This is a genomic window from Microbispora rosea (genome assembly GCF_900156315.1).
Taxonomy (GTDB): Bacteria; Actinomycetota; Actinomycetes; order Streptosporangiales; family Streptosporangiaceae; genus Microbispora; species Microbispora rosea.
The window spans coordinates 21,928-34,523 of the sequence record NZ_FTNI01000004.1; the positions used below are offsets into that span (position 1 = coordinate 21,928).

Genomic DNA, 12,596 nt, shown 5'->3' on the forward strand with positions numbered 1-12,596 from the left:
GCGACACACGTGGACAAGGTTCGAGTCCTCGCGGCGGGCCTGGGGCTCGCCATGATCCTGGCCGGGGTGTTCGCCAGGCCCATCACCGTCATGAACGCCGTGTCGATCGACCCCACCGACGCGGGCACGAGGTTCGAGCTGATCGTCATCGGCGCCGTGCTGTTCGCCGGGTGCCTGCTGCTTGAGAGGCAGGCCGACGGCCTGCGGCTGTGGCACGTGACCGGCGCGGTGGCAAGCGGGCTTGCGGGCCTCGTGGTCGTCTACCTGACGAGCACGGTCGCGATCTCGACGCACAAGCTCGCCGGCCCCTCGCTCAGCGGCAGGTGGCAGGGCCGGGTCGACTACGGGGAGGTGGGAAGCCGCGAGGTCACCCTGTACGTGAAGCCGGTCACGCCCGGATACACGCGCACCGGGCAGCTGATGATCGACCTCGGCAACGGCGCCTGCGTCTTCGGCCTGGAGGCCGAGCCGGACGGCATGTCGTTCGCCATGTCCCTACCGCCGGACGGAGGCGGCCCGGTGTGCCGGGACCTGGACGGCGGCGAGCTGCTCCTGGAGGGCACGCCCGGTTACGACGTCCTGCGGCTCGCCCTGACCGCCTCCGACATGGCCCAGGCGAGCGGCACGGTCAGCCGCTATCGCCCGATGCGCGGCACACCTCCCGCCTGAGCCGCGTCCCGCCTCCTGCGGACCCGGTACGGCGGCCGGGTACGGCGGTCAGCGCAGCGGGTCGAACTCCCGGAGGGCGTCGGGCTGCTTGCCCGTGGTGATCTGCTCGGCGAGAAGCCGTCCGGTGGCCGGGCCGTGCGCCAGGCCCCACATGCCGTGCCCGCCGGCCACGTAGATCCCCGGGGCGTCGGTCGCGCCGATCAGCGGCCGCCCGTCCGGCGTGACCGGCCGGGGGCCGACCCAGACGTCGGTGCGTTCCTCCCAGCGCACGCCCCGCAGCAGGGGACGGGCCGAGGCGATGATCGCCCGCAGCCGGGCCTCGACGGCCGGAGCGTCCGGGTCGCGGAACTCCATCGTGCCCGCGACGCGCAGCCCGCCCTGGTAGGGCGTGCACGCCACCCGCACGTCCGGCAGGTAGATCGGGCCGGGCACGGGGTGGTCCACCGGCACGGTGAACGAGTAGCCGCGGCCGGCCCGCACGGGCACGCGTACGCCCCGGCGGCCCGCGAGCCGCGACAGCCAGGCACCGGTGGCCAGCACCGCCGCGTCCGCGGACAGGTTGGCGCCGTCCCGGCCCACGACGACGACCTTCCCGGCGTCGGTGCGCACGTCGGCGACCTCGTGCTTCTCGACCGTGGCGCCCCGGGCCACCACGGCTTCGCCCAGCGCGTGGACGAAGCGGCCGGGGTCGACGTAGCGCTGCCCGTCGATCCGCACGCCCGCGGTCAGCGCCTCCGAGGCGAGCGGCACGGCCTCGGCCAGCCGCCGCCCGTCCAGCGCGGTGTGGTCGACCGGCTGCCCGGCCTCGGCCATCCTGCGCAACTCGCGGAGCAGGCCCTGGGCCTCGCGCGGCGTCCGGAACCCGGCGGTGATCGGCGCGTCCTCCACGGGGGCGGCCACGCCGTTGGCGGCGAGCACCTCGTACGCCTCGATGCACTCGTCGTTGAGTGGCAGGTTGGCACGCACGGCCCGGGTCCACGACGACCACCGGCAGTTGGCGGCGAAGCGGGTCAGGAACGCCCACAGTCCCGGATCGACGGTCGCCGGCACGTGCAGCGGCGCGGCCGGGTTGAGCAGCGAGCGCAGGCCGTACCGCAGCACGGAGGGCTCGTTCAGCGGGATGGCCAGGCCGGGCGCGATCCAGCCCGCGTTGCCCCAGGACGCGCCGGCCGCCACGCCCCGGCGGTCGACCACGGTGACCTCCACACCGCGTTCCTGCAGGAACCACGCCGTGGACAGGCCCACGATCCCCGCGCCCACCACGACGACCGACCGCGGCCAGTCGTCGACGCGCTCGGACATGCCCCACCTCCACACCAGGCGACTGTTTGCCCTGCCAGGATCGCCCGTACGGCGCCGCGCACCGTTGTAGAGGCCGCACAATCGCGGCGCTCCTGTTGTGGATTTCGGACAACCCGCTATTCGTCCTCGGCCGCCAGGGTGATGACCATGGCGAGGCGCTTGCGCGGGTCGTCCAGGTTCAGCGGGGTCACCTCGCTCATCCTGCGCAGACGGTTCCGGACGGTGTTGGCGTGCACGCCGAGCCGTTCGGCGGCGGCCACGAGATCGCCCTGAGCCTCCAGCCAGGCCCGCAACGTCGCCACGAAGTGGGTGTCGTGGACGGCGTCGTGCCGGCGCAGCGCGCTCACCGGTCCCCGTGCGGGGACGCGGCCCGCGCGCGCCGCGGCGCGCAACCGCTGGAGCAGGATGTCGTCCCAGGACTCGTCGTACGCCGGCGACTCTGTGCGGGAGGCGTCCCTTTCGTGCAGCGCCAGGCACTCCTCCGCCTCCCGGCGGCTCGCCGGAAGCTCGGCCGCCTGGGCCGCCGCCCCGATCCCCGCCACGACGCGCACGCGCGGCGGCAGCCCGGCCGCGAGGGCGGCCACCCATTGCCGTGCCGCCGGCGCCCCCGCGTCGGGCAGGACCGTGTAGAGCGTGTCGCCGAGCAGCGCGCTCCTGCCGGGCCTGGACCAGCCGAAACCGGTGGTGGCTCGCTCGAAGGCCAGCAGGAGCATGGCGTGCGGCTCCTCCGAGGTGTGCGTGCGCACCGCGACGACCCGCGTCTCACGGGCCGCCAGCCCCAGCCGGCTGACCACGGTCGCCGCGTCGGCGGTGCCCTCCAGCAGCCGGACGACCAGGTCGGACTCCACCTGCCGTTCCAGGTCCGCGCTCGCCCTGGAGCGCAGCAGATGCAACGCCACGGTGCGCGCGCCGTTCGCCAGCGCGGTGTGCCGGGTCCCGGTCAGCGGGCTGCCGCACGTCACCCACAGCGACCCGAGCAGTTCGCGGCCCGCTCGCACCGCCACCGCCATCCGCCCGGTCATACCGTGCGACGGGTCCGGCTCGACGAAGATCGGCTCGTCCGTCGCCGTCAGGCGGGCGAACACCCCACGCGCCCGGAACGTCTCCCGCAGCCGCTCGGGCACCTGCCGCACCAGGATCGTCTCCAGCCGGGCCGGGTCGCCCGCCTGCTGGGACCGGGAGTACGCGAGCACCCGCGAGAGCGGGTCCTCGATGGTCACGGCGCCCCCGACGGCGTCCGCCAGGCTGTCGGCCAGCGCGAACAGGTCCGTGGGCCCCCGCCCCGACTCGGTCTCGCGCCCTTCCAGCACCAGTCCGTAGACCACTCCGACGAGGTGGCTCCACGAGACCGCGGGATCGACCAGCATCACCGCCACGTCGTTGCTCTCGCCGGCCACGGCCGCCTCGCGCGCGGTCTCGGCGCCCGCCCGCACCAGGACCACCGCGGCCTGCGCCGCGACCGCCCACCGCACCGCCTCGGTCACCGACCCGGCGCCCACCGCCAGGAGCACGTCACCGGCGACCCGGCCGTCGGTGGCGTCCGGCATCGCCACGCTGCGCAGCCGCGCCGAGCGCCTCTCCGGCCGCCCGCACAGCCGCACGCCGTACGCGCCCAATACGTTGACCAGGCGATCCAACGTGATCATGCGCTACTCCCGCCCGAGGCCCTGATGGCTGTGCCCGCACCGGACCGGACCCGTGAAACACCGAAGGCCCGGTCTCCGTTTCCGGAGGCCGGGCCTTCGACTCTTGGTAGCGGGGACAGGATTTGAACCTGCGACCTCTGGGTTATGAGCCCAGCGAGCTACCGAACTGCTCCACCCCGCGTCGTTGTGTTCACAACCTTACCCGTCCCACGGACAAGTGCCAAATCGTTTCTCAGGATCCCGCCCAGCTTCCGAACCGAACGGGCAAGTTCGACGTGAGGCGCAATCGGCAAGGTCCAACGAGCCTGCGACGTCGCCGGCGCGCTCGGCTTGATCCGCGTCGACGACCCAAGCTGCTCTTCACCCCCACTGTCGCCTCATGCTCAGCGGCCGGAATCAGATTCAGTCCGGGGAGAAGGAGACCCAGAACTTCGGCGGATCCACCAGAGGATCGATCACATGCAATCGGGCCTTCGACGTCGGGTCGATGCCGCGCAGAGCGATCAGTCGCTGGCCGTTCGCCTCCTGCAATACGGCCAAGGCACCGGGGAGACCCGCAGCGACTGTCGCGATGGCAATCCCCATACCCGCCAGGCCATGGTGCTTGTGTGGATACTCGGTTCGGTGCAGGCCCGAGGCTGCGATCGCCGCGACCTCCCGCGGGCGCTGCATCTGCCGCCCATCGTTGGTCACAACCACGTGGAATCCCTCAATCTCGTGATTCAGAATGAAGGTGGCGAGGGCCTGGTAGAGCGGCTTGGGGACGTTCTCATCCAGCAGCAGCCTCACGCGTTCCTCTGGGGGGGTCGTAGCTGTCGACGTAGTCGGCGAAATCCGCGGCCTCGATCGCGGCAGTCGCGGTGACGCTCGGGTAATAGGCAGGGATCCGCTCAGCGGGAACACCGTCGCGGAGGAGCGCGGTGACCTCGTCGTAAGGCACCCTCGTGCCCTCGATCACCGGGATTCCACCTCTGACCGCCGGATCCACCGTGACGTGATCACGCGGGCGCAGGAGATCGGGGATATGACGACCGTCGCGGTAGAACGGCCGCAGGACGTCCACCATCTCGTGGATGACGACGTTCCTCTTGCTGCGAACCAGGTCGACGGCCTGACCGGGCTCCACCAAATAGATGCTGCTGCCGTCAGCCACGAGGCGGTTGGCCGAAAGGTGGTCACGCTCTCCCAGATCATCGCGGAGCGTGTCCAGCGCTCTTCTGATCTTCTGCAGCGAGGCGTTGTTGCGCAGCTTGACGCAGGTTCGCAGCGCCATAACGTCCCGGAAGGAGTACAGGACAGGACGGACGGCGGAGATCTCGGGAACCAGCACGGCCCCGCGACCTGAGCCGGCCTTTCGCCAGTGGGCGAGCTGGCGAAGCGTGGCACCCGACAGCGCCGCGGCGAGCTTCGGACTGTAGGACAACCACTTCACCTTCTCCCTACCGGCCAGAGGCCCAGGCCATATTCGCTCAGGCCGCCTCGCAAACCTGCATGGCCTTCATCGCACGCTCGACATCGTCATGTCGCGGCCCTTCCGGGAGAAATGGGCCGTCCTTCAAGACGGCGGGCTCTCCCCCCGCCGAATCTGGACGAAAAGAAACCCCCGGACCTGTGGGTCCGGGGGTTTCTCCGATGTCTCGCGACATCTCTTGGTAGCGGGGACAGGATTTGAACCTGCGACCTCTGGGTTATGAGCCCAGCGAGCTACCGAGCTGCTCCACCCCGCGTCGGCTCTGTAAGGCTATCCCGGCATCGCGCGGGAGGCAAACCGGAGCCCCGCGCCCGTGGGGACGCGGGGCTCCGGAAGGCTCAGCCGCTCGTGTCTCAGCCGCTCGGTGCCGGGCTGGGAGTCGCACCGGCCGGTGGACTCCCGCTCGCACTCGGACTGGCGCTCGCGCTCGGGGCGGGGGACGCCGTCGAGGCGGGCGTCCCGCCCTTGAGCTTGCCCAGGTCGTCCAGCGCCTTCTTCAGCGAGGTCTGGGCGTCGCCGTACGCCTTCCAGTCGGGCGGGTTCGACGACAGCGCCTTCTGCGAAGCGTCGTACGCCTGCTGGGCCCGGTCGAGCGCCGACGTCAGCGCGGACGAGTTCTCCGGCGGACTCACCTGATCGGGCGGCTGGTTCGCCGTCTGGTCGGGTATCTGGTCCGGCGGCGTCGCCACGGTGCCGCCGAACACCTGCTCCAGCGCGTTGCTGAGCGTGGGGCCGAAGCCGACCTTCTCGCCGTACAGGACGAGCACCCGGCGGAGGGTCGGATACTTGCCCGAGGTCTCCGCGCGCGGCTGGATGTAGACCGGCTCGACGTACAGCAGGCCGTTGCCGAACGGCAGCGTGAGCAGGTTGCCGTACAGCACGTCGGTGCCGCCGCCGCGCAGCAGGTTGAGCTCGGTCGACACCGTGGTGTTCGACTCGAACAGGTTCTGCGCCTGTGGCGGGCCCTGGATCGCGGTCGTGCTCGGCAACTGGAGGATCTCCAGTGACGGGTTCGGCGTGGCGGCCGTCGCGTCCACCGCCATGAACGCCGCCATGTTCTGCCGCTGGTTGGGCACGAACGTGGTCGTCAGCGAGAAGCGCTCGGTGTCGCTGCCGGGCATCTTCATCGTCACGTAGTACGGCGGCTGCTTGCTCTTGCCGGTCGCCGGGTCCTCGGGGACCTTCCAGAAGTCCTGACCGCCGAAGAACGCGTTGGCGTCGGTGACGTGGTAGGAGGTGAGGATCTCCCGCTGGGCCTTGAAAAGGTCGGCCGGGTAGCGCAGGTGGGCGCGCAGCTCCCCGCTGATCTGCGAGGCCGGCTTGACGACCCCGCCGAAGGCCTTCTCCCAGGTCTTGAGCACCGGGTCGGACTCGTCCCAGGCGTACAGGGTGACCGTGCCGTCGTAAGCGTCCACGGTCGCCTTGACCGAGTTGCGAATGTAGTTGATCTCGTCCCTGGGCACCTGCGGCACGCCGAGGCGGCTCGACTGCACGTCGGTGGTCAGCGACTCCAGGCTCTTGCGCTCGGAGTAGGGGTAGGAGTCGGAGGTCGTGTACGCGTCCACGATCCACACGATCCGCCCGCCCACCACGGCCGGGTACGGGTCGCGGTCCAGCGTCAGGAACGGCGCGACCTGCTGGATGCGCTGCACCGGCTCGCGGTTGTAGAGGATGCGGGACTCGGCGTTGATGTTCGAGTTCAGCAGCAGGTTGGTCTCGCCGTACTTCACCGCGTAGAGCAGGCGGCGGAAGAAGTTCCCGACCGAGACGCCGCCCTTGCCCTCGTAGGTGCTGTTGACCTGGCCGGTCTTGTTCTGCTGTGCGTCGCCCGCCTGTCCCTGCTGCGGGTAGTCGAGCTCGATCTTCTTGCCTGTCTTGGGACCGCCGACGATCGAGTAGTCGGGCGAGTTCTCGCCGAAGTAGACGCGGGGCTCGTAGTCGCCGAGGTCGCCGACCGGCGGGATGTCGCGCTCGCTGAACTCCGGCAGGCCGCTGCTGTCCACCTTGTTGCCGGGCGCGGCGACGAAGCCGAAACCGTGCGTGTAGACCAGGTGGTCGTTGATCCAGTTGCGCTGCCCGTCCGGCGGGCGGCCGATCTCGCGGACCGCCACCACCGTGTCACGCGGCTTGCCGTCGACCGGATACCTGTCGATGTCGAGCTGCTCGGGGAACTGGTAGTAGCCCTTGATCTGCTGCTTCTGCTGGAACGTCGGCGACAGCAGGCTCGGGTCGAGCAGGCGCATGCCGGGGATGGCCGACGCCTCGGTCTGCAGCACGGAGGCGTCGGTGTCGGTCTTGGCGCTGTACTCCGTGACCTTCGCCGTATCGACTCCGTAGGCTTTTCGTGTCGCGTCGATGTTGCGCTGGATGTACGCCTGCTCCTTGCTCTGCTGGTTCGGCTTGACCTGGAACTGCTCGACCAGCGAGGGATACACGGTGCCGATCAGGACCGCCGACAGCACGAGCAGCCCGAACGCCACGCCCGGGAACATCCCGCCCGGCCGGATGACGCCGGCGAAGAAGATCAGCGCGCAGATGAGGGAGATGACCGCGAGGATCCCCTTGGCCGGGAGCACCGCGTGGACGTCCGTGTACGACGCGCCGAAGGTCTTGCCGCGGTCGGAGAAGACCAGGCTGTACCTGTCGAGCCAGTAGGCCGCGGCCTTGAGCAGGACGAACACGCCGAGCAGCACCGACAGGTGCGCCCTCGCGGCCCGGGTCGCGTGCACCCCGCCGGGCGAGGAGATGCGGAACCCGCCGTACAGGTAGTGCACGATCACGGCCGCGATGATCGACAGCACCACGGCCGTGAACAGGAAGTTCAGCAGCATCCGCAGGAACGGAATCGTGAACACGAAGAACGACAGGTCGAGGCCGAACTGCGCGTCCTTCTCGTTGAAGGGCGTGCGGTTCACGAACTGCAGCCAGGTCCTCCACAGCCCCGCCGTGGACGAGCCCGTGAACAGGGCCAGGACGCCCATGCCGACCAGGAAGACCAGCCGACGGTGCGGGTCGAGCGCGACGCGGTAGCGGTCGGCGCCCTGCGGCGCCCCGAACATCCCCGGTCCGAACATCGGGCGGGTGCGGTGCGCGAGCACCATGTTGCCGCCCACGATGGCGATCATCAGGACGGCGCCCACGATGAACAGCACCACCTGGGTGATCAGCATCGTGGAGAACACCGAGGAGAAATGCACCGAGTCATACCAGAGGTAGTCGGTGTAGATCCCCGAGAAGACCAGCAGTAATACGACGATCGCCACGACGGCGATCAGCACAGGTATCAGAAGGCGCGGCCGTCGGGGCAAGCGCACCGCCCGTCCGGCTCCGGGGCTCCGGAAGCTCAACGCTCAACCCCTTGTCTCAGATTGGCAGGGCCCTGATTGTCAGAGGGCAACGGTCCGTGCTTGGAAACCTACACCGCGACCGGCGTGGTCGTGGTAACAGATCTGATCGTTATCACGACGCCACGTGCGGGCAAGACGAGCAGGTCACGGCCCCGCGCCCGCGGCTTACGGTCAACCGGCCGGGCAGGCGGGGACCTCGCCCGCGTGATCGCGCAGGGCGTCGACCGCCTTGATGGCGCCGTCCAGCGTCTCGACCCGCACCAGGCGCAGCCCGGCGGGCACGGCCTTGACGGCGTCGGCGCAGTTGCCGGCGGGCGTGAGGAAGACCGTCGCCCCGGCCTTGCGCGCGCCGACCATCTTCTGCTCGATCCCGCCGATCGGACCGACCTGGCCGGCCGGGTCGATCGTCCCGGTGCCCGCGATCGACATGCCTCCGGTGAGCGCCCCCGGCGTCAGCTTGTCGTAGATGCCCAGCGAGAACATCAGGCCCGCGCTCGGCCCGCCGACCTCGCCGACGCTGATGTCGACCTTGAACGGGAACCGGTAGCCCGAACGCATCTGGACGCCGACCTTGGCCTTGCCGTCCTTGCCCGCCACGGTGCCGACCTGCACCTGCGCCGAGGCGCCGGCGCGCCTGACCGTGAACGTCACCTGCTCGCCGGGCTTGCGGCTCTGCACGGACGTCGCGACGGACGCGAGCTCGCCCACCGTCGTGCCGTCCACGGCCGTGATCTCGTCGCCCGGCTTGAGCTTCCCGTCGGCCGGCGCCCCCTTGTCGGTCTCGGCGACCGTGACCACCTTCTCGATCGGGATCTTGAGGGCGTTCAGCGCGGCGGCGGTGGCCGACTGCTGCGAGTCGGTCATCTCCTGGGTGTTCTGCTCCTCGACCTGCTGGGCCGAGGTGGACTTCGGGAACAGCGTCTCCTCCGGCACCACGGCGACCGTCGGGTCGAGCCAGCCGCGCAGCGCGGTGAGCAGGTCGAGTCGGTTGTCGGGCCCGCCCTGGTAGGCGACGGTGACCAGGCTCAGCCTGCCCTGGGTGGGATAGGTCTCGTGGCCCGAGATCGCGATGACCGGTTTCCCGCTGACGTCCCCGATCGTGTTCTCGGTGGGGCCGGGGCTCAGCACGACGTACGGCACCGGCAGCATGGCGCCGATCACGGCCAACGCGAGCGCGAGGAAACCCGCGACCAGCAGGGTCAGAGCGCGTCGGGACATGGACGAACTCTATGCGTTCCGGGCTCCGGGCAATTCGGGTGCACTAGTCGCAGGCGCCGACCCACTCGGTGTCCCCGTCGGCGAACACCTGGTGCTTCCAGATGGGCACCTCGTGCTTGAGGTCGTCGATCAGCCTGCGGCACGCCTCGAACGCCTCGCCGCGGTGGGGGCAGGCGGCCGCCACGACGACGGCGATCTCCCCGAGGCGCAGGTCGCCCACCCGGTGGACGGCCGCGAGCGCCGTCACCCGGTGGTCTGCCGCCACCTTCTCCGCGACCCTGCGCAGGTGCTCCTCGGCGGACGGGTGCGCCGAGTACGACAGGAGCGTCACCGGCCTGCCGCCGTCCTGCTCGCGTACGGTACCGACGAAGACCGCCGTGCCTCCGGCGGCGTGGTCCTCCACCGCGCCCAGCACCTCGTCCACGGACAGCGGGGTGTCGCGAATGCCCAGCAATCGGATGACGTCCACGTCACCGAGGGTAGTGCCTGCGGCGGATCAGGTGCGGCGCTTGCGGCGAGCGGCACGGACGATCGCGGCCGTGCCGATCACCGCGACGGTCGCGCCCGCGGCGGTGATCGTGGCCTCCTTGCCCGACAGGCGGCGGCCGACGACCGCGTGCCTGCCCTCGCACAGTTCGAGCAGTTCCCGCAGGGCGGCGTCGTTGGTCCAGGCCGGTTTCCAGCCCGCCTCCCGCAGCGCCACGCCGTCGACCACCCAGGGATAGACCACGTAGTGCAGGTCGGTCGCGGCGGTCGGCGTGATGCCGAGCCGGTGCAGCCGCTGCGCGGTGCCGAACGTCACGCCCGCCGGCAGCTCGAACCGCTTCAGGCCGGAGATCTCCTCGACCTGCTCCATCTCCAGCCAGCCCTCGGAGCCGACCGCCACGACCCCGCCGACCCTGCCCAGAGCGGCGGCCTCCAGCGCGGACACCAGGTCCTCGATGTGGCAGAACTGCCAGCGCGGCAGGCAGCCCTTCACCACGAGCAGCCGCGGCGCCTCGAAGTGGCGGGTGATGACGGTGTCGACGCCGGGCCCGACCAGGGCGGCGGGCCGCAGCACGGTGACCTCGAGGCCGGGGTGCGCCCGCAGCGACCGCCGCACCAGGGCCTCGATCTCCAGGTGGTCGCCCACCAGGCCGGTGTCGGGCTCGGCCGCGACCGGGGCGTCCTCGGGCAGGGGCACCGGGTTGTCTGCGGCGGCGCCGTAGACCATCGCGCTCGTCACCAGCACGACCCGCCGCACCCGGGCCGCGGCGCAGGCCGTGAGCACGGTCTGGGCGGCGCGGAGGTTGTAGCGGCGGCGCTCGGCGGGGTCGGTGTCGAGCGACTCGTCCGTGCCGAGATGCACCAGGACGTCCACATCGGAGATCCGGTTCGCCAAGAGCGGATCCCGAATGTCGAGGACCCGCCAGGTGACGTCCGGGGTGTCGCCGCGCTGCTCGTCGATGGCCACCACGCGGCGGAAATCCGCAGACGAGGCCACTTTCGCGAGGAACGCCCGGCCGAGACCGGAGGCGGCGCCGGTGACGGCGACGACGGGGGGACGCAGGCGTTTCGAGGTAGGCACGAGGTCCTCACTTTGCACTGATCCGCCCCACGGCGGATAACGTGGCGGATGTGGACTCCTCCATCCTGCACGAGGTGGCGCGGTGACTGACCTGCCAGGTCGCGAAAACGACCCCAACGACAACCCGTTCGCCATGTTCGGCAGCCCGGAGCAGATCGCCGCGGCCATGCGGCAGTTCGCCGACATGCTGTCGGCCTCACCGGAGGCCGGGCCCGTCAACTGGGACATGGCGAAGAACATCGCACGGCACGCCGTGGTCGCCGAGGGCGATCCGAGCGTCATGGAGGGCGAGCGACGCCAGATCGTCGAGGCCCTCAACCTGGCCGACCTGTGGCTCAACGAGGTGACCACGCTGCCGAGCGGCGTGACCACCCCGCAGGCATGGAGCCGGTCGGAGTGGATCGAGAAGACGATCCCGGTCTGGAAACAGCTGTGCGATCCCGTCGCCGCCCAGATGGTGGAGACGATGGGCGGCACGCTCGGCGGGTCGGGCCTGCCGCCCGAGGCGCAGGCCATGGCCGGGCCGCTCATGGGCATGCTCAGGCAGATGGGCAGCATGATGGTCGGCCAGCAGATCGGCCAGGCCCTCGGCTCGCTCGCCCGCGAGGTGGTCGGCTCCTCCGACATCGGCCTTCCCCTGTCGGACACCGCCGCCCTGCTGCCCGGCGGCGTGGCCGCCTTCAGCAGCGGCCTGGAGACGCCCTCCGACGAGATCCGTCTCTACCTGGCGCTGCGCGAGGCGGCGCACCACCGGCTCTTCCAGCACGTGCCGTGGCTGCGGGCGCACCTGCTCGGCGCGGTCGAGGAGTACGCCCAGGGCATCACGGTGGACGTGTCCGCTCTGCAGGACAAGCTCCAGGGCCTCGACCTCAGCGACCCCGAGCGGATCCAGGAGGTCCTGGGCGGCGGCGAGCTGCTCAAGCCCGAGGAGACCGAGCGGCAGAAGGCGGCGCTCACCCGGCTGGAGACCGCGCTCGCGCTGGTCGAGGGCTGGGTGGCCACGGTGGTCGACTCCGCCGCCGAGGGCAAGCTCCCGTCCGCCGCGGCGCTGGCCGAGACCGTACGGCGCCGCCGCGCCACGGGTGGTCCGGCCGAGCGGACCTTCGCCACGCTGGTGGGCCTGGAGCTGCGCCCGAGACGGCTGCGCGAGGCGGCCGCCCTGTGGAAGGCCCTGGGCGACGAGCGCGGGATCGAGGGCAGGGACGCCGTCTGGGGTCACCCCGACCTGATGCCCACCGCTGACGACCTGGACAACCCCGAGTCGTTCGTGAAGGGCGAGGCCGAGTTCGACCTGTCGGCTCTGGAGGAGCCCAAGGAGCCCGGCTCCGGCGGGGAGAGCGGCGAGTAGCAGCGGCCGCGAGGTTCACCGGCTGTCG

Annotated in this window: 10 protein-coding genes and 2 tRNA genes; 2 read left to right on the plus strand and 10 right to left on the minus strand. The window is 70.9% G+C overall.

Translation table 11 applies throughout. The features are described 5' to 3' along the window. Positions 1-9 precede the first annotated feature (9 nt). The gene (locus tag BXA11_RS07340) at positions 10-669 is read left to right on the plus strand and encodes a hypothetical protein (protein WP_076433847.1); all 660 of its coding nucleotides are present in this window, start codon (positions 10-12) and stop codon (positions 667-669) included. Positions 670-717: 48 nt separating this feature from the next. Here the strand turns inward: BXA11_RS07340 and BXA11_RS07345 are convergent, their stop codons facing one another. The 10 genes from BXA11_RS07345 to BXA11_RS07390 form a co-directional block, all read right to left on the minus strand. Continuing rightward, a complete protein-coding gene (locus BXA11_RS07345; RefSeq protein WP_030507379.1) occupies positions 718-1,971 on the minus strand; it encodes an NAD(P)/FAD-dependent oxidoreductase in 1,254 nt (417 codons plus the stop codon). Positions 1,972-2,087: 116 nt separating this feature from the next. Beyond that, positions 2,088-3,617 carry a PucR family transcriptional regulator gene (locus BXA11_RS07350; RefSeq protein ID WP_076433848.1) on the minus strand — a complete coding sequence of 510 codons (1,530 nt, stop codon included), beginning with the start codon at positions 3,615-3,617 and terminating at the stop codon, positions 2,088-2,090. Between the two features lie 104 nt (positions 3,618-3,721). Continuing rightward, a tRNA-Met gene (locus BXA11_RS07355) sits at positions 3,722-3,798 on the minus strand. A 221-nt stretch (positions 3,799-4,019) separates the two neighbouring features. After that, on the minus strand, positions 4,020-4,406 hold the full coding sequence (locus BXA11_RS07360; RefSeq protein ID WP_076433849.1) for a hypothetical protein: 387 nt from the start codon (positions 4,404-4,406) through the stop codon (positions 4,020-4,022). Then, positions 4,387-5,049 (minus strand): DUF433 domain-containing protein, encoded by a 663-nt coding sequence (locus BXA11_RS07365; RefSeq protein ID WP_204053948.1) that lies wholly within the window; start codon positions 5,047-5,049, stop codon positions 4,387-4,389. The genes BXA11_RS07360 and BXA11_RS07365 overlap by 20 nt, the downstream gene beginning before the upstream one ends. Before the next feature lie 218 nt (positions 5,050-5,267). Next, positions 5,268-5,344, minus strand: a tRNA-Met gene (locus BXA11_RS07370). 97 nt (positions 5,345-5,441) lie between these two features. After that, positions 5,442-8,402 carry a UPF0182 family membrane protein gene (locus tag BXA11_RS07375; protein ID WP_308441088.1) on the minus strand — a complete coding sequence of 987 codons (2,961 nt, stop codon included), beginning with the start codon at positions 8,400-8,402 and terminating at the stop codon, positions 5,442-5,444. A gap of 204 nt (positions 8,403-8,606) precedes the next feature. Next, positions 8,607-9,653: a YlbL family protein gene (locus BXA11_RS07380; RefSeq protein WP_076433851.1), complete on the minus strand. Its 1,047-nt coding sequence runs from the start codon at positions 9,651-9,653 to the stop codon at positions 8,607-8,609. Between the two features lie 43 nt (positions 9,654-9,696). Next, positions 9,697-10,122: a molybdenum cofactor biosynthesis protein MoaE gene (locus BXA11_RS07385; protein WP_030507384.1), complete on the minus strand. Its 426-nt coding sequence runs from the start codon at positions 10,120-10,122 to the stop codon at positions 9,697-9,699. Positions 10,123-10,149: 27 nt separating this feature from the next. Then, complete coding sequence (locus BXA11_RS07390; RefSeq protein WP_030507385.1) at positions 10,150-11,220, minus strand: NAD-dependent epimerase/dehydratase family protein; 1,071 nt, start codon at positions 11,218-11,220, stop codon at positions 10,150-10,152. 82 nt (positions 11,221-11,302) lie between these two features. Here BXA11_RS07390 and BXA11_RS07395 point away from each other — a divergent pair, with 82 nt between their 5' ends. After that, positions 11,303-12,568 (plus strand): zinc-dependent metalloprotease, encoded by a 1,266-nt coding sequence (locus BXA11_RS07395; protein ID WP_373320653.1) that lies wholly within the window; start codon positions 11,303-11,305, stop codon positions 12,566-12,568. The last annotated feature ends 28 nt before the right edge of the window (positions 12,569-12,596 follow it).